Source organism: Faecalibacillus sp. TM498 (assembly GCF_020589955.1).
GTDB classification, from domain to species: Bacteria; Bacillota_I; Bacilli_A; order Erysipelotrichales; family Coprobacillaceae; genus Faecalibacillus; species Faecalibacillus intestinalis.
Map to the genome: position 1 here is coordinate 12903 of NZ_JAJDKB010000028.1, position 21776 is coordinate 34678.

Genomic DNA, 21776 nt, shown 5'->3' on the forward strand with positions numbered 1-21776 from the left:
GATTTTTCTGTGCTAGAATTGAAAGCGGATACAAAAGGAGGAAGGGAATATGAAAAGAAAATTATCCGCATTGTTGATTGTTTTAACATTGTTGTTTTCTAATGCAGGTTTAGTAAATCCGGTATTTGCTGATGATATTGTTGAAGTTACACAAGATCTTAATTCTAAAATCAGTCAGTTGCCTGAAACAATGCTTGCTAGTGAAAATGTTGCTAAAACATTTCAACAACTTTTAGACATTCAAGAAAAATATAACAAATTAAGTGATGAAGAAAAAGAGAGTGTCACAAATTATAGTAAAGTAGAAAAGCTATTAAATCCTAATGATGATTCTTTAAATACAGAATTTGTAAGTCAAAAAACAAGTTCTTTAAAAGGAAAAACAATAGGTTATTTAGGTTCTTCTATTACTGTTGGTTTTAGAAGTGAAAATGTCGCTTTCCCTGATTATATTGGTAAAATAACAGGAAGTATAACAGTCAAACAAGCCATTACTGGTGGACCACTTGCTAAAAAAGAAGGGGTAAGAGATGAAGTAAGTTATATTACTCAATTGGAAGATAACTTATCTAAAAATGAAAACTTAGATGCTTTAGTTGTTCAATTATCTACAAATGATACAACTCTTGGTATTGGAATGGGTGAAGTTTCATCATCTCAAAATAAAGATGATTATGATTATTCTACTGTTATAGGAGCAATGGAATATATTATTGCTTATGCTAAAGAAAAATGGAATTGTCCAGTTATCTTTTATATTAATCCTTATTTAAGTGATGAAGTTATTGAAAAATTTGCTAAAGAAAATAATGCAAATATAGATGAAATCAAAGAAGCATATCAAAATACTTATGAAAAAATGATTGATGCATTATATAAAGTTCAAAATAAATGGAATATTGGTGTTATTGATATGTGGAATAATGATGCTTTTAAAAATATTGATATTGATTTGAGAAGTAATTATTATATGGCAGATATCATTCATCCAACAAAAGCAGGATACTTATTCTGGTATACACCATATATTCAAGCTCAATTAGAAAAAGAGTTAGAAAATAAATCTACTGATGAAAAAGAACATACTGTTACTTTAACACAAGTAAGTCATAATAGATATGACTATAATGCTTTGGAAGATGGTTATACAACAGATTATTCAAGTATTATGTCACCACAATATTATGTATATGCTGGTAATGTTAATAAAGAAGAAGCTGAAACTTTATTAGATCAAATGAAGATAGCTGATAATTTACATGAATGGGCTGCAACAATTCATGTAATAACACCTTTGAATAATGATCAATATACTCAAAAAGATGCTGATTCTTTTATTGATTTGTTAGGTATAGGATCTTCAAATGTTAAAGTAATAGGTATTGATGATGGAGCTACTTTTGTGAATAATTATATTTCACAAGAATGTTATGCTGTTGCTGATATCATGACATATGGTGGAACAATGGATGAAGGTCATGATTATAATGTGCCAGTTCCAGCATATTTAAGTCAGCCTTGTCAAGAAGCTGTTAATTATTATGTAAAAGCTAATCAAGCTGAAAAGGGAAAAGATAATGTTTATCTTAATAAAGAAAATGAATTACAAAGAGTAGTTGTTGGTTATAATGAAAGTTTAGCTGAAGCTTTTGAAAATGCATGGGAAGAAGTTTTCTCTAAAAATTATAGACAACATAATGAAAAAACTGAATTTTATATGGCAAGTGTTAAACAATACACAGATCCATATTTATTAATTAATATTCCAAATTTTAAAGAATTAAAAATTAATTATAATCCACATTATAATGAAAGTTTAAATGGTGAAGGTCAATATACTTGGTTTGAGTATATTCCACAAAGTACTTTAAAAATGGAAAATGGAAGTGTTCCATTAGTTGTATCACTTCATGGTAATGGAAATGATGCAAGATTACAAGGTGAAACAACTGGTTGGCCAGAATTAGCGGCTAAAGAAAACTTTATGGTTGTAGCGCCTGAATGGCAAGATGTTGTTCTTGATTCTTCTACTCATGAACCAGGTCCTAACTTTTTTAATTGTGATGGTTTAGAAGGAGATAAATTAATTGAATGGATAGAAATGTTAGAACAAAAATATCCACAAATTGATGCTTCTAGAATTTATGTAACAGGATTATCTGCAGGAGGTAGTGCTTCTACATTATATGGTGCAAAATATAGTAAAGTATTTGCTGGTGTAGGTGCTGTTTCTGCACCAGGTGTTGATAAAGATGAATTAACAGAACTTGTTAAAACTTATAATGGTGGAGAAGTTCCATATCTTTATTTATGCGGAGATCATGATTTCTTTGGAATGATTCCTGTTGATTTATCAAGCAAGAATGCTTTTGAAGTAGCACCTGGAGTTTATCTTCCTAGTGTAGATAGCAATGTTGATATGTTCCCATTTATTCAAGCATATCAAAAAATCAATCATCTCACTGTTTCAGAAAAATATGATATGTCTTTAAATGAATATTATGGTATTCGTTTAGATAATGAACAATGGATTAAATTGGGTGTAAAAGATACATTAGAAGGTACTTTATCAAATGAAAATGGTGTTATAATGAAATTTGCTGCTATTAAAGATCAAGCACATTGGAACTATAAACCTGAAGCACAATATATGTGGAATTTCTTTAAAAATTATCAAAGAGATATACAAACAGGTGAATTGATTCGTGTTGATAAAAATAATAATGATAAAAATGATGATAAAACAAATACATCAACTAAAAAACCTGAAAATGTAAAAACTGGGGATGAAAATAATATTTTATTATTTGGATGTCTTGCATTAATTACAGGTGGAGTTATTGTTTATATTAAGAAAAAAGAAATGAATTAAAAAGAAAAAAGATTGTTAAAGAAAAATAGTTCTTAACAATCTTTTTAATTATGTAAAAAAGGAGATTGTCGAGGCAATCTCCAAATTTTTATTTCTTAGGTAATTTAAATGAGCTCTTTAATGAAACGATTCTATTAAATACAAAATGATCATCTGTAGAATCTTTGGTATCAATACAGAAATATCCATTTCTTACAAATTGGAATGAATCACCAGGTTTATATTTTTCAATAGCTGGTTCAACATAACAATCTTCAATAACAGTTAATGAATTAGGATTTAAATTTAAAGATCCATCTTCATTATAAACACCTTTTTCTTCATCAACTAAGTTTTCATATAAACGAGCTGTTACTTTTTTACAATGATGAACAGGAACCCAATGAATTGTTCCTTTTACTTTTCTACCTGTAAATCCTGTACCATTTTTAGTAATAGGATCATAAGTACAATGAACAACTGTTACTTTTCCATTTTCATCTTTTTCAAAATCAACACATTTAACGAAATAAGCATTCATTAAACGAACTTCATTTCCTGGGAACAATCTAAAATATTTTTTAGGTGGTTCTTCCATAAAGTCATCACGATCAATCCATAATTCTCTTTCAAATGGTACTTTTTCATAACCTAAATCAGGATTTTCCATGTTGACCATCGCATCTAAATATTCTACTTGTCCTTCAGGATAGTTATCGATAACTAATTTAATAGGATCTAAAACAGCCATCACACGAGGTGCTTTAGGTTTTAAATCATTACGAATACAATATTCTAACATTGCATAATCATTTGATGAGTTACTTTTTGTAACACCAACTAATTCCATAAAAGATTTAATGGATTCTGGTGTAAATCCTCTACGTCTTAATGCTGCAATTGTCACTAAGCGAGGATCATCCCAACCATCAACGATTCCTTCATCTACTAAGCGTTTAATATAACGTTTTCCTGTAATAACATTTGTTAAATAAAGTTTTGCGAATTCAATTTGTTTTGGTGGATGTTCATAACCAATTTCTTGAACGACCCAATCATATAAAGGACGATGATCTTCAAATTCAAGAGTACAAATTGAATGAGTAATTCCTTCAATGGCATCTTCAATTGGATGAGCAAAGTCATACATTGGATAAATACACCATTTATCTCCTGTATTATGGTGTGTCATTCTGGCAACACGATAAATAATAGGATCACGCATATTGATATTGGATGAAGCCATATCGATTTTAGCTCTTAATACTTTTGATCCATCTTCAAATTCACCATTTTTCATTCTTTCAAATAAATCTAAGTTTTCTTCAATAGAACGATTACGGTATGGAGAATCTTTACCGGGTTCTGTTAAAGTACCACGGTATTCTCTAATTTGTTCAGGACTTAAATCACAAACATAAGCTTTTCCTTTTTTGATTAAAAGAACAGCAGCTTCATACATTTGATCAAAATAGTTTGAAGCAAATTTGATATCACCATCATATTTAGCACCTAACCATTCTACATCTGAAACAATACTTTCGACGAATTCTGTTTTTTCTTTCATTGGATTTGTATCATCGAAACGTAAATTAAATGTTCCGTTATATTTTTTAGCTAATCCATAATTTAATAAGATTGATTTAGCATGACCAATGTGTAAATAACCATTTGGTTCAGGAGGAAAACGTGTCGCAATTTTTGTATATTTTCCTTCCGCTAAATCTTGATCTATAATTTTTTCAATAAAATTTTTACTTACTACTTCTTCTTTATCCATAGGAAGTCCTCCCATAATTTTTATATGTTTTAGTTTACCATATTTTCCTTGATTATAAAACATCCAATACTTCATAAATTAGAAAATATGTGCTAGAATGTTTGCGGAAGGTGATAACATGTTTAGAATAGGACAATCGATTGATATTCATCAATTAGTAGAAGGAAGAGATTTATATATTGGCGGTGTAAAAATTGACCATGATAAAGGTTTATTAGGACATAGCGATGCAGATGTTTTATTACATGCCATTATTGAAAGTATTATTGGGGCATTAGGTCTTGGTGATATTGGAAAACATTTTCCAGATACGGATCCTCAATATAAAGGAATTTCTTCAATGGTTTTATTGGAACATTGTTATCAACTGATGGATAAAGAAGGTTATGAAATCAATAACCTTGATAGTATTATTATGTGTGAAGCACCTAAGATGGCTCCACATATTCAAAAAATGAGAGAAAATGTCGCAAGTAAATTACACTGTGACATCAGCCAAATTAACATTAAAGCAACACGTGGAGAAAAACTTGGTTTTGTCGGCAGACAAGAAGGAATGGTAGCTCAAGCGGTTGTATTATTAAGGAAAAAAGGAGTATAGAAATGGCAAAAGTAAGAACAAGATTTGCACCTAGTCCAACTGGATATATGCATATCGGTAACTTAAGAACAGCATTATATGAATATTTAATTGCTAAACATGATCATGGAGATTTTATTTTAAGAATTGAAGATACTGATCAAGAAAGAGAAGTTGAAGGTGCTGTTGATATGATCTATAAAGTTATGGATCAAACAGGATTAGGTTATGACGAAGGACCTAATAAACCAGGAGGAGTTGGACCTTATGTTCAATCTGAAAGATTAGCTATTTATAAAGAATATGCTGATAAATTAGTTGAATTAGGGGGAGCTCATTATTGTTTCTGTGATGAAGAAACAATCAATAAGGCAAAAGAAGAATCTGATAATGAAGAATTAGGATATATTGATCCTTGTAAACATCTTTCTTTAGAAGAAGCAAAACAAAGAATCGCTAATGGTGAAAAATATGTTGTAAGACAAACAATTCCAAGTACTGGAATTACTTCTTTTGAAGATGAAGTTTATGGGCATATTGAAGTAGAAAATGCAGGACTTGCTGAAGGGGTTTTATTAAAAAGTGATGGTTATCCTACATATAACTTTGCGAATATCGTAGATGATCATTTAATGAACATCACTCATGTTGTAAGAGGAAATGAATATTTATCTTCAACACCTAAATATAATTTAATTTATCAAGCATTTGGATGGGATGTACCATCATATATTCATTGTCCACCTGTTATGAAAGATGAAAAACATAAATTATCTAAACGTAATGGAGATGCTTCTTATCAAGATTTAATTAATAAAGGTTTCTTAAATGAAGCAATCTTAAATTATATTGCTTTACTTGGGTGGTCACCTGAAGGTGAACAAGAAATCTTCTCATTAGATGAATTAATTGAAGCATTTGATGTTAAACGTATTTCTAAATCTGGGGCTATTTTTGATATGAATAAATTAAAATGGATCAATAGCCAATATATTAAGAAATTAGATACAAAACAATTAACAGAATTATGTTTACCATTTTTACAAGAAGCTTATGATTTAAGTGATAAAAGTGAAGCATGGATTGAAAAATTAGTAGAAGTGCATAGAGATCATATTTCTTGTGGTGAAGAAATCGTTGAACAAGTTAAATTATTCTTTGAAGATGAAATTCATTTAGAAGAAGAAGCTATTGAATTTATGAAAGATGAAGCTATTCCAAATACTTTAGCTGTATTTAAATCTAAAGTCGCAGAATTAGCTGAAGAAGATTTTAAACAAGATCAAATTTTTGCTTGTATTAAAGCGACTCAAAAAGAAGCAAAAGCAAGAGGAAAAATGTTATACATGCCTTTACGTATTGCAACAACTGGTATTATGCATGGTCCTGATTTAGCGGCTTCTATGGAATTATTAGGTAAAGAAAAAGTATTAAAAAGATTAGGATAGGAAATTACTCTTATCCTTTTTTTATGTTTTTTTTACATAGAGTTTGATTTATATTGCTTTTTTTGAAATGAAGGCATAATATATTGTCAAAAGTACGGTATTTTTCACAAAAAAGACATAATGAGATGGTATAATAGGTTAGAAAGAGGTGATAACAATGAAGAAGAAAATAATTGGTATTGTTTTAACATTCTTTGTTGTTGTAAGTACTCTTCTAACGATTTTTGCTTTTAGAATAACACCCGTTACTTTAAAAAGAGATACTTTTGTTTATGAATATGGAACACCAATTTCTAATAATCCGGTAGATTATGTCAATGCTAATGCAAATGTTATTAATGAGGTACAATTAAATTTTTCTAATTTAAAAAATGAGATAGGTGTTTATAAAGTATCGGCTTCTTATGCGGGAGTAGAATTTCCATTTTACATTAAAATTCAAGATACAACAAAACCAGTTGTAACTTTAAATCAAGTTGTTTTTAATGTGAATTTAAATGAAGAAATTAGTGCTTTGAATTTGATAGATAAAGTAGAAGATCAATCAGAAGTTATTGCTTATTTTTTAGAGGATGATGGAACAAAAAATACAACTCTTAAATTCACAAAAAAAGGTTCTTATATAGTTAATATTATTGTAGAAGATGTGGTGGGAAATCAAGCGGCTAAATTAAGAGCTAAGATTGTTGTGGGAAGCTTAGGAAATCATCCAACGCTTGAAGGTATTGATGATGTTGAAATTGTTCAAGGAACACATTTTGATATTATGGAAGGTGTTAAAGCTAGTGATGGTAATGGAAATGATATTACACATCAAATTAAGATTTTGAAAAATACAGTCAATACTGAAGAAGTAGGAAGCTATGAAGTTATTTACTCAATTACAAATAGTCAGGGTAATAATATTCAAAGAACAAGAAAAGTAGAAGTGATTAAAAATGAAAGTGAGAAGAAAAAATGAGTGTAACTTTAGCGATGATTGTGATATCCGTAGCCATTTATGTCATTATTAATTTTATAGATCATTCAGATGAAAAATCAGCGTTGGCTATTAAATATGGAGCTTTTTATCCTCCTAAAATAGAATATAAACAAGAGTATTGGCGCTTTTTAACAGCTAATTTTGTTCATGTTGATTTAGTTCATATTTTTATGAATTGTTATGCACTTTATTATTTGGGTGGAACTTTCTTTGAACCTTTTTTGGGAAGTTTAGAATATTTGTATTTAGTATTAATTTCTGGAATTTTTTCTTATCTTATTACTTATATGGCATCAAAAAAAGAGGGACGTTATCAAAATACGATTACTTTAGGTGCAAGTGGTATTTTTTATGGGTTTTTAGGAGCTATTGTGACTTTAGGCGTTGTTTTTCAAGGACCATTTTTAATGGTTTTAAAACAATTTATTCCTGTCATTGCTATTAATGTTGTTTTTACGTTGGCAGATAAAAATATTTCTAAAACAGGGCATTTAGGTGGCTTTGTTGGTGGTGTTATTGCTATGCTAGTGCTTATTGGAAGTGGTTTATGCGTTTATTAATTGATGGAGATGCTTGTCCTGATCGTCAAAAAGTTATTGAACTTGCTTTGCATTATGGAGTAGAAGTTTTATTGTTTATTGATTTTGCACATGTTATTGAAGATGAAAGAATTCAAATAATTATGTGTGAAGTAGGAAAAGATAGTGTTGATCAAATGATTCTTTCTTATTTACAAGAAGGTGATCTATTGATTAGTCAAGATTATGGACTTGCAAGTTTAGCTTTGCTTAAAAATGTAACTATACTTCATGTATCGGGGAAAAGAATTACAGAAGATAATATTAATAATTTGTTGACTTCTCGTTATTTAGGACATCTTTCTAGAAAACAACATAAGCATGTAAAAGGACCTAAAAAAAGGAATTATAAGACATCACAATTCTTTTTAAGAGAATTAGAGAAGATATTTATTGAAAATAAAATAAACGAAGAAAAAGCAATACTAGAATAAACATCTAGCATTGCTTTGTTTTTATTTTCCAGAATCTCCATAGTTTTTAAGCACACGAGCACTTGGATCATCAACATCACAGTTTTCCCATTCTTTATTTGGCATCCAGAAATCTTTGATCCATTTTCCTTGTTGTGGGAAGAATGATTCAAAAATATCTCTATACATTAATGATTCTTTGGTGAAAGGTGTACAATATGAATATTTATCTTTAGCATTTAAAACATCTTCATCACTGTATTTATCTTCAGCTAATTCTTTTAAATAATCTACCATTGAATGACCAACAGCATCAGAAAAAGCTGCTTTTTCTCTAAATAAAATATCGTGTGGTAAATAATCAGTTCCTTCAAAAGCATGTCTTAACAAATATTTTCCTTTATTATAAACATTCATTTTTTTAGCAGGATCAATAGACATAGAATAATCAACAAAATCAAGATCAGCAAAAGGAACACGTCCTTCAAGAGCATGTGCAGAAATACAACGATCTGCTCTTAAAACATCGTACATATAAAGTTCTTTGATTCTTTTACTTGCTTCTTCTTGGAAAGCTTTAGCGTTAGGTGCAAAATCAGTATATTTATAACCAAATAATTCATCTGAAACTTCACCAGTCATAATAACTTTAATATCGGTATTTTGGTGAATATATTTACATAAAATATACATGGCCATACTCGCACGAATTGTTGTAATATCGAAAGTTTCAAGATGATAGATGACTTCTTTTAGATGTTGATAGAGATCTTCTTTATTCATAATAACTTCTGTATGTTCTGTTCCTAAATAATCAGCAACTTGTTTAGCATATTTTAAATCAATAGGATCACTTTCCATACCGATAGCGAAAGTACGAATAGGTTTATCTGATAATTTTTGACCAATGGCACATACTAAAGAAGAATCTAATCCACCGCTTAATAAATATCCAATTGGAGCATCAGACATAAATCTTTTTTCTACGGCTTTTTCAAGTTTCGTTTTTAATTTTCCAGCAATTGTTTCTAAATCATCATCAACGATTGTTTTAGGATCACTTAAATCATTATAACAAACAAATTGACCATCTAAATAATAATGTCCTGGTGGAAAAGGCATAATATCATCACATAAGTCAAATAAAGCTTTGGCTTCGGAAGCAAAACATATTTGATGTTCTTTTTTACTATAACCATAAAACATAGGTCTAATTCCCATTGGGTCTCTTGCTGCCATTAACTGTTTTGTTTTGTTATCGTATAAAACAAGAGCAAATTCAGCATCTAAATATTTACATAAAATTTCAAGTCCATATTGTTCATATAATGGAATCAAAACTTCACAATCACTACCAGATTTAAAAGTATAGCTACTTTCTAATTTTGTTTTTAATGCTGGATAGTTATATATTTCACCATTACATACAAGTGTATAATCTTTATAAACAAAAGGTTGATTTCCATTTGTTGATAAATCCATAATTGATAAACGGTTAAATCCCCATGTTATTCCATGATCAATTGAGACATGTTGATAATCAGGTCCACGATACGCTGCTTTATCTAAAGCTTTTTGGAAAACCTGTAATTCAAATTCTTCACTTCCAACGACTAAAAAACCACACATTTTAATATCCCCCTTATAATTAAAAAACGCACATAGTGTGCGAGTATCGTGTAACATATAAATCCAAAGATATACATGGTACGGAAAATACTTCAAAGAGTACTCGATACCCGCTAGTTGTAACATAACTAGAGACGTTCTAGCTTACTTGCATTGCTTTCGGTAGACAGCTCGAAGGTGTTCTTCATATTTTCGTTCACTGCTAGTCTTTCACCTTCTACTAGCTCGCTGTTGCTTCGTAAAAATACTACTCTCCTTGTCTTTGCTTTTAACTTGTTTACAGTATAGTATAGGATTTATAAAAAATCAATAAGAAATAATTAATATGATAAAAAATATTTAATTTTATACAATTATAAAATGTGAATAACTTTTGAGACAAATTTGAGACAAAAAACATAAAAAAATCATGTATAATGTTAATGTCTAGAAAAATATAAATATAGGAGTTTAAAAATGCCAAAAGATATACACATGTTAGTAAGTATGATTAATATGAAATTAAGAGATGATGATATGCAATTATCACATGTTCTTTCTATTTATGATTTGAATGAAACTGAGTTTATGAAAAGATTAGATGAAAACGAATATTTTTATGATGAAAGTACAAATCAAATTAAAACAAAATAATTGTTTTATCGAAGAATAGTGATATAATTATGAATACTTAAACGGAGGGAATTTAAATGTTAAAATTAGAAGATTTTAAAGCAGCTAAAAAAAGAGTTGATGAAGTTATCTTACCAACTCATTTAATACATAGTGATGCCTTTTCTGAAGAATGTGGAAATGATGTCTACATCAAACCTGAAAACTTACAAAAAACAGGAGCTTTCAAAATTAGAGGGGCCTACAATAAAATTATGAAATTAGATGATGAAGCAAAGAAAAAAGGGTTAATTGCTTCTTCAGCTGGAAATCATGCACAAGGTGTTGCTTATGCAGCAAAAAAATTAGGGGTCAAAGCAACAATTTGTATGCCAGCACATACACCATTAATTAAAGTTGATGCTACAAAAGCACATGGAGCGGATGTTGTATTATATGGTGAAGCTTATGATGAAGCTTATGAAAAAGCTGTAGAATTACAAAAAAGTGAAGGATACACTTTTGTTCATCCTTTTGATGATGAAGATGTTATGGAAGGGCAAGGAACAATTGCTTTAGAAATTATGGAAGAACTTCCAGATGTTGATTATATTTTAGTACCAATTGGTGGTGGTGGATTAATTTCAGGTATTGCTTGTGCAGCAAAGCAAATCAATCCATCTGTTAAAATCGTTGGTGTTGAACCAGAAGGTGCAGCGAGTGCCCTTGCCGCAGTTGAAGATGATCAACTTGTTAAATTAAGTGAAGTAAGTACAATCGCTGATGGTACAGCAGTTAAACAAATTGGAGAAACTCCATTTGAATATATTAAAAAATATGTTGATGAAATCGTAACTGTAAGTGATTATGAATTGATGGAAGCTTTCTTATTACTTGTTGAAAAACATAAATTAATTGCTGAAGGATCAGGTATTTTATCATTAGCGGCTTTAAAGAAATTACATTGTAAACGTAAAAAAGTTGTTTCACTTATTTCAGGTGGAAATATGGATGTTATGACAATTTCTTCGATGATCAATAAGGGACTTATTTCAAGAGGAAGAATTTTAACATTTTCAGTACAATTACCAGATATTCCAGGACAATTAGAAGTTGTTTCTCATTTACTTAATGAATGTAATGCAAATGTTATTGGAGTTGAACATAACCAATTTAAAAACTTTGCTCGTTTTTCTGAAGTAGAATTAAGAGTGACTTGTGAAACAAATGGTGAAGCTCATATTCAAGCGATTGCTGATAAATTTAAAGAAAATGGTTATATTATTCAAAAAATTAACTAATCTTATAAACCGCTTAGGCGGTTTTTTATTTTCAATGAGGTGAAGATTATGATTTATAAATATTTTAAAGAGTGTAAAAAATTAATTGTATTGATTACTTTATTAGGCATGCTTATTGGTATGCTTTTTTTTATAACTAAAGATACACCACCAACACTGGTCCTAAAAAAGAAAAAAATCAATATTGAATATGGACAAACTTATTATGCTAATTTTAAAGGTTTAGTGGATACAACAGGAATGAGTAAAAAGGAGATTTGTTATTTAAAAAAGAATGTAAGTATAACGGATAATCTTCAAAATGAAGATCAAAAAAGTTATCCAGCAGTAGGAAAATATAAGATTTTTATAAAATATAATAATAAGCTTTCAACGATTCAAATTATTTGTAAAGATACATTAGCACCTGTACTAGCATTTCCTAAAAATGTAGATGTTATAAAAGAAAGTGATTTAGAAAGTATTGATTTTAAATCATTGATCATAGCTACCGATTTATCACCATTAAAAGAAATTCAAATAGATACAAGTCAAATCGATATTCATAGAATAGGTGAATATCAAGTAAAAGTATTTGTAGAAGATATTTATAAAAATAGAAGAGAAAAAGAATTTAAGGTCAATGTTACAGAAAATAAACAAGAAACAACTAATTCTCAAAATAATCAAGAAAATAATGTGAATAAGATTGAAAGTGAAAATAATAAACCGAATGAGGACATTACAATCTCTCAATCAAATGAAAAAAATAATGTAAAGGATCATTTAGATAATGATCATCAACAAACAAAGCCCCTACAAACGGTTTATTGGTATGAATGTTACCTTTGTGGATTATATGTTGATTCAAATGTTTCTTTAGAAGATGCTAAAAAGAAGTTTGATCAAACAAAGTGTACAGATGCTATTGAATTTTCAGGAATAGAGTGGAGGCATAGTAGATTTCATTATGGAATTAATCATTCTTAGAAAATTGAAGGAGGAGTAAAAGTGAATTGTGTTTATAAGTGGATTTTAGGTCCATAGGCAATCAGAGATTGTCTTTTTTTATTAGAAATTATTTATGATGGAGGAATATGAAATGAAACAGAAAAAAATATTTGATAAAGTTATGAAAATATTTGCAGTTATGGTGTTTATTTTATCTATGTGTTTTTCACAAAAATATGCAAATAATGTCGAAGCATGGGATAATAGTACACCTCATGAATTTACACGTATTAAACAAATTGATTATCCATGGTGGTGGTCTTCTAAAATAGCTAGTGCGAAAAAATGGTCCACTTATATGTGTAAATATGATAATAAATATGCTTATTGTTTAGAAGCAAGTAAAAAATCACCATCAGTTGGAAAATACCCAGCTCAAGTGATTGAAAATAATGAGGCTGTCAGAAAAATTCTTTATTATGGATTTGGAGGACCAGGCTATGATCAAGCAATTAAAGAAATGTATACAGTTGAATTAAACTCTTGTGTTCCTGATGATTTTGGAGAAAAGCATGGTAACTTTGATGATGGTGCTTATTTGTTTACCCATATTTGGCTTTCTTATGCTTATGGCGGAGATTTAATGGGGTTAAACTTAAAAGATTTCAATGCTAAATGGCCAAATGCAGATGGTAATAGTGGTTATGGAGATAATATTTTATGGGGCTATAACTGGCTTATGAATCAACCTGATATTGGTTATGCTTATTTTAGCCCAAGTCAAGATGGTGGAGTTACAGCCTCTTTTAAGGCTGAATTTGATAAGGTAAATAAACTTCAAAAAACAAATACTGTTAAATTAGAAGGAACAAGTCATTCTACCATTCAAGTTCCTTTACAAAATAATGTTACACTATATAACGTAACAAAAGGAACGATGCAAACAGGAGGGACGGCAACTGTAAATGGTGGAGAAAGTTTCTATTTAACAGCACCATGTAAAAATAGTCCAGAAAATTATAAGTCAGGAAATATTGCGGGAAAAGGTTGTGAAATGTTTACTGCATTAGCTATTAAAGATGGTGCAGAAGGAACACAAACAGAAGGTTCATGGAATTTAGATCCTGATGGAAATAAATTAAAATATGAAGTTGAATGGTTGGATTTTGGAGCGTTACGCCTTTCTAAGGTAGATAATACTTCTGAATTTCAAAAAAATTCTAAATTTAGATTAATTTCAACTTCTTATACAGGATATGATGAAACTTTTGAAGTCACAAAAGATGAAAATGGAGATTATGAATTATTTATTGATTATTTACCTGTAGGAACTTATTCACTTACTGAGATTGAATGTGAAGATCACTTTGCACCTGTTGTTGCTAAATGGCAAGTGACAATTGTAAAAGATAAGACAACAAAGAAAATTGTTGTAAATACATTAAGACCAACAGGAACATTAAAACTTCAAAAGAAACTTGAAGACGCACGTCAGGGAGCTGTTGATCTTGCAGATAAAGATATTAAAAAAACAAAATATAAAGTTGTAGCAATGAATGATATTGTTGATACAGTATCCTTGAAAAAATTATATTCTAAAGGGGAAATAATTACTTTAGGAAGTGGAAAATGTATTGTTGATACAAATGATGGTCAAATGATTACTTATTCAAATGGTGTACAAGTTTCAAAAGGAATAATGAATGAAGAAGGAATTATTTCTGTAGATGAAAATGGTCAATTAGAAATGACAGGAATTCCTCTTGGAAAATATCAAGTTGTTGAAGTTTCATGCCCTCAAGGTTATGTTTTAGATTCTACACCTTATGATTTTGAAATTACACAAAAAGATCATACAACAACAATTTATACAAACTCTCATGAACAAACAAATCAAATTACTAAGACAACATTTACTAAAACCGATGTTACTGGTGATCAAGAAGTTAGTGGTGCTAAAATGTCTATTACGGATTTAGAGGGAAAAGTTATTGATGAATGGATTTCATCTAATAAGGCCCATGAAATAGATGGATTAGAAAGTGGAAAAACTTATTATTTAAATGAGGATACAAGTCCAGCAGGATATGTAAAAGCAACGAAAATTGAATTTAAAGTCAATGAAGATGGAAAAATTCAAAAAGTAAATATGAAAGATAAAGTTGTAACAATTTCTAAAGTAACTTTAGGTGGTGAAGAAATTCAAGGAGCTTTATTACAAGTAATAGATGAGGAAGGGAATACAGTTGATCAATGGTATAGTGATGGAAATGAACATCCTGTAAGTGGGTTAGAAGAAGGAAAAACGTATACTTTACATGAAGATTTAGCACCTTTAGGATTTAATTTAGTAAATGATATATCTTTTACAGTTTCTTATGAAAAAGAAAATCAAAAAATAGAAATGATTGATACTTTTGTTAAAGTTTATAAACAAAAAGAAGATGGTAATTTGTTAAAAGGAGCACAGCTTACAGTTGTTTCTACAAAAACAAAAAATAGAATTGATCAATGGATTACAGGACAACATATTTTTGATATTAATGATGTTATGAAGAAAAAAATATTAAAAGGGGATATGTGTCAAGGTAAAAATGAAGAAGGTATTGAATACAAAGTTGTTCCCCAATTAAAATCAAATGATTATTTTTTAATGTTGAAAGATGGAGAAGATGTGACATATTATTGTATAGATATTCAAGGAGATGAGACAGCCCACTTAATACAAGGACTTAATAGTGGGGAAAAATATATTTTAAGAGAAACATTGACACCTTGTGGATATGCAACAGCTAAAGAACAAATTTTTGAAATAAGAGAAAAGAATATTGTTTTAAAAGTTGTTGATGAAGATATTAAAGTGGATATTTCTAAAAAAGACATAACAAATAAAAAAGAATTGTCTGGAGCTCATTTACAAGTGAAAAATGAAGATGGAGAAGTTCTTGATTCTTGGATTTCAACTGATCAAGAACACCGCATTTGTCATTTGGAAGTTGGTAAAAAATATATTTTAGAAGAAACAATGGCACCTTATGGTTATGAAAAGAGTGAAAAAGTCGAATTTGTGATTAAAGATACTGGAGAAATACAAAAAGTCATCATGTATGATCAACCAATTATTCAAGCGATTAAAACAGGTGATAGTTCAAAGTTGAATTATTTTATAATGCTTGGTGCTTTAAGTGGAATTTGTATTTTTTTATGTAGAAAAAGGGATGTTAAATCCCCTAAATCTAAATGATTTCATCAATAAGACCATATTCTAAAGCTTCTAATGGATCTAAGTAGTAATCACGATCACAATCATGAATGATTTTTTCTAATGATTGTTTAGAATTTTCGCTTAAAATAAGTGAAAGTTTTTTCTTTTGTTTGCATATTCTTTTGGCGTTTATTTCAATATCACTTGCTTGTCCTTCTAAAGAGGCAAGAGGTTGATGTATCATTATTTCACTATTTTTTAATGCACATCTTTTTCCTTTGGAACCTGCACTTAAAAGAATAGAAGCCATACTTGCTGCCATGCCACAACAAATTGTGCTGACATCACATGAAACAAAGTTCATTGTATCAAAAATTGCTAGTCCTGCAGAAACACTACCGCCAGGTGAATTGATATACATGTAAATATCATTTTTATTATCTTGTGCTTCTAAATAAAGTAATTGACCAATAATTGAACTTGCCATGGCATCGTCGATAGTTCCTGTAAGTAGAATAATTCTTTCTTCTAAAAGTTTGGAATAGATATCGTAGGCATATTGATGATTTTTATCTTTTTCTATAACGGTTGGTATTAGATGCATAAAATAACCTCCATATGTAATTATAGAAATTAATAATAAAAATTATTCTTTGCGCTGATGAAATAAGTAAAAATTTTTTTAAAAAAATAGTAGAAAATAGTGTAAGCGCTAACGATATGATGAAATGGGAATTATTAGAAAAATAAAGGAAAAATTAATGCATCTTATACAAGAAATCAACGTTGTAATAGTTGCTTTTGTGAAGTTTTTGACTTATAATAATGGCATAAAAGCTATTTACAAGGAGGAATATTAATAAAATGGCAGTAAAAGTAGCAATTAACGGATTTGGACGTATCGGACGTCTAGCATTCAGACAAATGTTTAATGCAGAAGGATATGAAGTTGTAGCAATCAACGATTTAACTAATCCTAAAATGTTAGCACACTTATTAAAATATGATTCAGCACAAGGTAAATATGCATTAGCTGATACAGTAGAAGCTGGTGAAGATTCAATCACAGTTGATGGAAAAGAAATCAAAATCTACGCTAAAGCTAACGCAGCTGAATTACCATGGGGAGAAATCGGTGTAGACGTAGTATTAGAATGTACTGGGTTCTATGTATCTAAAGCTAAATCTCAAGCTCATATCGATGCTGGAGCTAAAAAAGTTGTTATCTCAGCACCTGCTGGAAATGACTTACCAACAATCGTATTCGGTGTAAACGAAGGTACTTTAAAAGCTTCTGACACTATCATCTCAGCAGCTTCATGTACAACTAACTGTTTAGCACCAATGGCTAACGCTTTAAATAATTTAGCACCAATCAAATCTGGTATCATGTTAACAGTACATGCTTACACTGGAGATCAAATGGTATTAGATGGACCTCATAGAAAAGGTGACTTAAGAAGAGCTCGTGCAGCTGCAGTTAACATCGTTCCTAACTCAACAGGTGCTGCAAAAGCAATCGGATTAGTAATCCCAGAATTAAATGGTAAATTAATTGGTTCTGCACAACGTGTACCAGTTCCAACTGGATCTACAACTATCTTAACTTCAGTTGTTGAAGGTGAAGTTACAGTTGAAGAAGTAAATGCAGCTATGAAAGCAGCAACTACTCCATCATTCGGATATACTGAAGAACCATTAGTATCTTCTGATATCGTAGGAATCACTTACGGATCATTATTCGATGCAACTCAAACTATGGTTAAACCATTAGACAACGGAACTACAGAAGTTCAAACAGTTGCTTGGTATGACAACGAAAACTCATACACTTCTAACATGGTTAGAACTATTAAATATTTTGCTGAATTAGCTTAATCTAGCGAAAAATATGCTAAATAAAAAAGGGTTTCAAGATAGAAGAAGCCCTTTTTTTTACGCCAAAACCCGCATGAAATCAACGTTTTTTTGATTTGTGAGTTTTTATTTTTTATGAATAAAATAATGGTCAAAAATGCCCTAAAAATGGGCTATACCAAAAAAATACCAAAAAAATTCGAAAAAAGTGCAAAATTCCCACCAAAAAAGCACCAAAAAATCATTAATTTTTGATGCTTAAAATAAGTGGTCTATTCAGGGTTATTTTTATAACATTCTACAAGTGGATAAAGGATATTCACAATCGAATTATAAGTTTTCTTATCAATAAGATTTTTTGTATTAATTGCGTAATCAAAAACCTTAGATAGTTTTTCTATTCTTTGATGATCTTCGTTATAATCTCCTCTAGTGACTAATTGAATGTTCTTCTCAAATAAATCAATAAGTGCACTAGAACTATCTTCTTCATCCAAATCAAAGAGCTTCAATACATATATTAAATCATTTTGATTTTTAATGTGCTTAACTATTTCAATATTTGCTTTATAAATAGCAATTTTAATTTGTTTTAATAATTCTTCACTAATTGATAGATCTCTATCAAAGTCTATTCTCCAACAAAAATATTGTAAATTACCAATCAAGAAGTAATCTTCCATGATCATCACATCGGCATCTTCTCCGGTAAGTACTTCAACAGGTAATTGAAAATAATCTGCAAATTCTTTCAAACGTGATATTTTTGGAGTAGTTCTGTTTTCCTCATATTTTTGAATTGTAGTAGGTTCTATCTGCATTTCACTTGCCATTTTTGCACGTGACTTCTTGAGATAATCTTTTCTTAAAAATTTTAGTCTATCACCTATAGTTGGTAAAGTTGATAACTTTTCATAAAGTGATTGTGACTCAATTCTATTAATCAATACATTATTGATTGTTAACATAGTATGTATCCTCTTTTCTGTTTATAATGGTATTATTCACTATTTTAGCATATTTATGCTAAAAACATATTGAAAAGTATAATTTTAAATGCTAGTATATGTATGTAATCAATTTAGCATAAATTTGCTAAATTGTAAAGAAGGAGGTGGGTACACATGGAAAAACTCTTTTGGGGTGCAACTGAAATTGCAGAATATGCAAATGTATCGAGAAGTAGTGCTATCAATTTTATGAAACGCATGCGTATCATGTATGATATTGATCCACAAAGATGTTTGTATGGAAAAATTCCAGTTGCGGTAGTTAAGGATTTTTTTAATCAAGAAGTAAAAAAAAGGAACTAATTGGTTGCGACAATTAGTTCACATGTAAATTTGGAACAATTTACTCCTTGATTATATCGAACTTGTGAATAAAGTTCAATGTTTTCAAGAAAGGAGATTAGTCTTTATGGCTGTCTATAAGACAAAAGATGGTTATGTAATGAAAGGAACAATTAAAAGAGGTCCTAATGATTATTATAACTATACAAAAAAGTTAAAAGGTGTGACCACGAAGAAGGAAGCACAGAAAATAGAATTAGATTTTAAAGATAAATTTAATTTTGAACAAAAACAAAAAGTCAGTTCGGTAACTTTTAAAGAACTTACTGAATTATATGATGATAAAGTTAAAAATAATATAAAAGCAACAACCAAACAAACCAACGCCTATATGTTGATGAAATTTGTAGATTTATATGATTTAAAAGCATCTTCAATTACTTCTGCTGATATTCAAAAGATATTAAATACATTTATCAAAAGAGGGGCTTCAACAAATTATGTAAATGGAATCTACTCTTATCTAAATAAAATTTTTAAGTTTGGTGTAAAAGAAAACTATATACTCTATAATCCTATGACTAAAATAGATCGTTATAAAAAACCAGATGAGATAAAAAAGGAAATGAAGTTTTATACTCCTGAACAGTTCAAACAACTTATGTTAACTGCGCCGAAGGATAAAGTACATCATGAATATGAATGTTATGTAATTATTAATGTTCTTTATTTTACTGGTATGAGAGTAGGAGAACTATCAGCACTTACTTTACAAGATGTGGATTTAAAGAAGAAAACAATTCACATTAATAAAACATTAAGTTTTGGAATTGGAGATAATAGGTGGCATATCGGTCCAGCTAAATCAAGTCGAAGTGAAAGAACAATAATGATTCCTACAAATCTTTGTGAGATTTTAGTAGAATATATCAGTTATTATAAAAAGATATATGGAGTGACAAATCAAACATTTTTATTTGGGGTGGATGTTCCTATTGCAAGAGAAACAATTAGACATCGTTTTTGGGATATGGCGGATCTTGCTGGACTGGAAAGAATTCGTTTGCATGACTTACGCCATTCCCATGCAAGTTTATTGGCGAATATGGGATGTTCAGTTACGGCGATTGCTAGACGTATGGGACATTCTGAAGCGGAATGTTTTAAAACATATATTCACTTATTTGTTAGTACAGATGTTGATCTTGTGAATAAAATTGATAAAGTTTTTTAAGGAAAATTTATGGCGGAAAGAAGAATGTTCTCCAAAACAATAATAAATAGTGATTTGTTTTTGGATTTGCCATCGAGTGCACAAAATTTGTATTTTCATTTAAGTTTGAATGCTGATGATGAAGGATTTGTGAATAGTCCAAAAAAGATTATGAAATATGTGAATAGTCAAATAGAAGATATGGAGCTACTAGTAGAAAATGGATTTATAAAGAAATTTGATAGTGGTATTGTTGTGATTATTCATTGGAATCTTCACAATTATATTCAAAAGGATCGTTTTAAAGCAACGATTTATCAAAAAGAAAAACAACAATTAGTATTGGTTGGAAAAAAATATGTAATGAAAGATGAATGTACACAGTTTGTATCCAATGTGGATACAGATTGTGTATCCATTTTGGAAACACAGGATAGTATAGAAAAGAATAGTGAAGAACAGGATAGATTAGAGTTGGCTGGAATCTTAAATGAAATAGACAATGAAAAGGTTAGAGCAAAATTTGAAAGCTTTATAAAGGTGAGAGAAAAAAATCATTCACCTTTAACTCCAGATGCATTAAGAATATTAATAAAAAAAGCTTATGGATTAACAAAAAACTTAGCAAATCAAGATGCAGCAATCATTATGATATTAGATAGAAGTATTATTAATAATTACAAAGATATCTATCCATTAGAAAATATGGAAGTTGGAGTTGCAAACCATTTTGAAAATATAAATTGTGAAGTAGAAGAAATGGATGAAAGCAAAGAAGGAATATATAAAGAGTGGTTAAACACAGATAGTATTGCTAATCTGGAAGTGCAAAGAGCTTATAAGAATTCTTTAGAAGAGAAGTTTAAAAAACTTTATAATGAGGATATTGAAGTTTATCATAATAGGATGTTAAATTCGTAGTTTTTGTATTAGCAAGCAACGTATTTTGTGCCCAAAATACAATCACAAGTTGGCAGCGCCAACAAAGAAAGAAGGGAGAATATGAGAAGAAATCATGAAATTAAAGTAAGATTAAATGATGATGAATTTAATGATTTGAATAGAAAAGTAATTAAAAGTAAACTTAGCCGAGAAGAATATATCAGACGTTGTTTTTCAAAATCAT

19 protein-coding genes are annotated in these 21776 nt (G+C 29.5%); 15 read left to right on the plus strand and 4 right to left on the minus strand.

The genetic code is table 11. The features are described from left to right. Positions 1-49: 49 nt before the first annotated feature. Positions 50-2872: a GDSL-type esterase/lipase family protein gene (locus tag LJD32_RS09455; RefSeq protein WP_227392254.1), complete on the plus strand. Its 2823-nt coding sequence runs from the start codon at positions 50-52 to the stop codon at positions 2870-2872. An 88-nt stretch (positions 2873-2960) separates the two neighbouring features. On the opposite strand, the gene LJD32_RS09460 is transcribed toward LJD32_RS09455, so the two are convergent. Beyond that, positions 2961-4631 (minus strand): glutamine--tRNA ligase/YqeY domain fusion protein, encoded by a 1671-nt coding sequence (locus tag LJD32_RS09460; RefSeq protein ID WP_032091229.1) that lies wholly within the window; start codon positions 4629-4631, stop codon positions 2961-2963. A 118-nt stretch (positions 4632-4749) separates the two neighbouring features. On the opposite strand from LJD32_RS09460, the gene ispF reads away from it, so the two are divergent. From ispF to LJD32_RS09485, 5 genes are all read left to right on the plus strand, one after another. Next, positions 4750-5232, plus strand: a complete 483-nt coding sequence (ispF, locus tag LJD32_RS09465; RefSeq protein ID WP_107030090.1) for a 2-C-methyl-D-erythritol 2,4-cyclodiphosphate synthase — start codon at positions 4750-4752, stop codon at positions 5230-5232. A gap of 2 nt (positions 5233-5234) precedes the next feature. Further along, a complete protein-coding gene (gene gltX / locus LJD32_RS09470) occupies positions 5235-6659 on the plus strand; it encodes a glutamate--tRNA ligase (protein WP_227392255.1) in 1425 nt (474 codons plus the stop codon). Between the two features lie 157 nt (positions 6660-6816). Then, on the plus strand, positions 6817-7620 hold the full coding sequence (locus tag LJD32_RS09475) for an immunoglobulin-like domain-containing protein (protein WP_147580603.1): 804 nt from the start codon (positions 6817-6819) through the stop codon (positions 7618-7620). Next, positions 7617-8201 carry a rhomboid family intramembrane serine protease gene (locus tag LJD32_RS09480; RefSeq protein ID WP_032090767.1) on the plus strand — a complete coding sequence of 195 codons (585 nt, stop codon included), beginning with the start codon at positions 7617-7619 and terminating at the stop codon, positions 8199-8201. The genes LJD32_RS09475 and LJD32_RS09480 overlap by 4 nt, the downstream gene beginning before the upstream one ends. Then, positions 8189-8653 (plus strand): DUF188 domain-containing protein, encoded by a 465-nt coding sequence (locus LJD32_RS09485; protein WP_147580602.1) that lies wholly within the window; start codon positions 8189-8191, stop codon positions 8651-8653. Before LJD32_RS09480 ends, LJD32_RS09485 begins: the two co-directional genes overlap by 13 nt. 21 nt (positions 8654-8674) lie before the next feature. Here the strand turns inward: LJD32_RS09485 and asnB are convergent, their stop codons facing one another. Further along, positions 8675-10261 carry an asparagine synthase B gene (asnB, locus tag LJD32_RS09490; protein ID WP_117346336.1) on the minus strand — a complete coding sequence of 529 codons (1587 nt, stop codon included), beginning with the start codon at positions 10259-10261 and terminating at the stop codon, positions 8675-8677. Between the two features lie 456 nt (positions 10262-10717). Here asnB and LJD32_RS09495 point away from each other — a divergent pair, with 456 nt between their 5' ends. The 4 genes from LJD32_RS09495 to LJD32_RS09510 all read left to right on the plus strand — a co-directional run bounded on the left by LJD32_RS09495 (position 10718) and on the right by LJD32_RS09510 (position 16327). Next, complete coding sequence (locus LJD32_RS09495; RefSeq protein ID WP_081918972.1) at positions 10718-10894, plus strand: DUF4250 domain-containing protein; 177 nt, start codon at positions 10718-10720, stop codon at positions 10892-10894. A 56-nt stretch (positions 10895-10950) separates the two neighbouring features. Further along, entirely contained in the window at positions 10951-12153 is a 1203-nt protein-coding gene (gene ilvA / locus LJD32_RS09500; protein WP_032090764.1) for a threonine ammonia-lyase, read from the plus strand. A 48-nt stretch (positions 12154-12201) separates the two neighbouring features. Next, positions 12202-13122, plus strand: a complete 921-nt coding sequence (locus LJD32_RS09505; RefSeq protein WP_227360085.1) for a hypothetical protein — start codon at positions 12202-12204, stop codon at positions 13120-13122. Between the two features lie 112 nt (positions 13123-13234). Beyond that, positions 13235-16327: a SpaA isopeptide-forming pilin-related protein gene (locus LJD32_RS09510; protein WP_227392256.1), complete on the plus strand. Its 3093-nt coding sequence runs from the start codon at positions 13235-13237 to the stop codon at positions 16325-16327. On the opposite strand, the gene LJD32_RS09515 is transcribed toward LJD32_RS09510, so the two are convergent. After that, positions 16320-16892 carry an ATP-dependent Clp protease proteolytic subunit gene (locus tag LJD32_RS09515; protein ID WP_022001252.1) on the minus strand — a complete coding sequence of 191 codons (573 nt, stop codon included), beginning with the start codon at positions 16890-16892 and terminating at the stop codon, positions 16320-16322. The two genes, LJD32_RS09510 and LJD32_RS09515, sit on opposite strands and share 8 nt — an antisense overlap. 260 nt (positions 16893-17152) lie before the next feature. Between LJD32_RS09515 and gap the strand changes: the two genes are divergently transcribed. After that, on the plus strand, positions 17153-18166 hold the full coding sequence (gene gap, locus LJD32_RS09520) for a type I glyceraldehyde-3-phosphate dehydrogenase (protein WP_022001253.1): 1014 nt from the start codon (positions 17153-17155) through the stop codon (positions 18164-18166). A 251-nt stretch (positions 18167-18417) separates the two neighbouring features. Here gap and LJD32_RS09525 read toward each other — a convergent pair whose 3' ends face one another. Next, positions 18418-19113, minus strand: a complete 696-nt coding sequence (locus tag LJD32_RS09525; RefSeq protein ID WP_118245761.1) for a helix-turn-helix domain-containing protein — start codon at positions 19111-19113, stop codon at positions 18418-18420. Positions 19114-19269: 156 nt separating this feature from the next. Here LJD32_RS09525 and LJD32_RS09530 point away from each other — a divergent pair, with 156 nt between their 5' ends. From LJD32_RS09530 to LJD32_RS15650, 4 genes are all read left to right on the plus strand, one after another. Then, the gene (locus tag LJD32_RS09530) at positions 19270-19458 is read left to right on the plus strand and encodes a hypothetical protein (RefSeq protein ID WP_117788476.1); all 189 of its coding nucleotides are present in this window, start codon (positions 19270-19272) and stop codon (positions 19456-19458) included. Positions 19459-19564: 106 nt separating this feature from the next. Continuing rightward, entirely contained in the window at positions 19565-20671 is a 1107-nt protein-coding gene (locus LJD32_RS09535) for a tyrosine-type recombinase/integrase (protein ID WP_227392257.1), read from the plus strand. 9 nt (positions 20672-20680) lie between these two features. Further along, positions 20681-21571: a hypothetical protein gene (locus LJD32_RS09540; RefSeq protein WP_227392258.1), complete on the plus strand. Its 891-nt coding sequence runs from the start codon at positions 20681-20683 to the stop codon at positions 21569-21571. A gap of 81 nt (positions 21572-21652) precedes the next feature. Next, on the plus strand, positions 21653-21776 hold a 124-nt coding region (locus LJD32_RS15650; RefSeq protein WP_396134815.1), incomplete at its 3' end, for a plasmid mobilization protein.

Bases quoted from the DNA above. Each gene is read 5' to 3' on its own strand.
- LJD32_RS09475 (WP_147580603.1), top strand. From the start codon at position 6,817: ATGAAGAAGAAAATAATTGGTATTGTTTTAACATTCTTTGTTGTTGTA.
- LJD32_RS09480 (WP_032090767.1), top strand. From the start codon at position 7,617: ATGAGTGTAACTTTAGCGATGATTGTGATATCCGTAGCCATTTATGTC.
- LJD32_RS09455 (WP_227392254.1), top strand. From the start codon at position 50: ATGAAAAGAAAATTATCCGCATTGTTGATTGTTTTAACATTGTTGTTT.
- ispF (WP_107030090.1), top strand. From the start codon at position 4,750: ATGTTTAGAATAGGACAATCGATTGATATTCATCAATTAGTAGAAGGA.
- LJD32_RS09535 (WP_227392257.1), top strand. From the start codon at position 19,565: ATGGCTGTCTATAAGACAAAAGATGGTTATGTAATGAAAGGAACAATT.
- asnB (WP_117346336.1), bottom strand. From the start codon at position 10,261: ATGTGTGGTTTTTTAGTCGTTGGAAGTGAAGAATTTGAATTACAGGTT.
- LJD32_RS09510 (WP_227392256.1), top strand. From the start codon at position 13,235: ATGAAACAGAAAAAAATATTTGATAAAGTTATGAAAATATTTGCAGTT.
- LJD32_RS09525 (WP_118245761.1), bottom strand. From the start codon at position 19,113: ATGTTAACAATCAATAATGTATTGATTAATAGAATTGAGTCACAATCA.
- LJD32_RS09530 (WP_117788476.1), top strand. From the start codon at position 19,270: ATGGAAAAACTCTTTTGGGGTGCAACTGAAATTGCAGAATATGCAAAT.
- LJD32_RS09485 (WP_147580602.1), top strand. From the start codon at position 8,189: ATGCGTTTATTAATTGATGGAGATGCTTGTCCTGATCGTCAAAAAGTT.
- gap (WP_022001253.1), top strand. From the start codon at position 17,153: ATGGCAGTAAAAGTAGCAATTAACGGATTTGGACGTATCGGACGTCTA.
- LJD32_RS09505 (WP_227360085.1), top strand. From the start codon at position 12,202: ATGATTTATAAATATTTTAAAGAGTGTAAAAAATTAATTGTATTGATT.
- gltX (WP_227392255.1), top strand. From the start codon at position 5,235: ATGGCAAAAGTAAGAACAAGATTTGCACCTAGTCCAACTGGATATATG.
- ilvA (WP_032090764.1), top strand. From the start codon at position 10,951: ATGTTAAAATTAGAAGATTTTAAAGCAGCTAAAAAAAGAGTTGATGAA.
- LJD32_RS09540 (WP_227392258.1), top strand. From the start codon at position 20,681: ATGGCGGAAAGAAGAATGTTCTCCAAAACAATAATAAATAGTGATTTG.
- LJD32_RS09495 (WP_081918972.1), top strand. From the start codon at position 10,718: ATGCCAAAAGATATACACATGTTAGTAAGTATGATTAATATGAAATTA.
- LJD32_RS09515 (WP_022001252.1), bottom strand. From the start codon at position 16,892: ATGCATCTAATACCAACCGTTATAGAAAAAGATAAAAATCATCAATAT.
- LJD32_RS09460 (WP_032091229.1), bottom strand. From the start codon at position 4,631: ATGGATAAAGAAGAAGTAGTAAGTAAAAATTTTATTGAAAAAATTATA.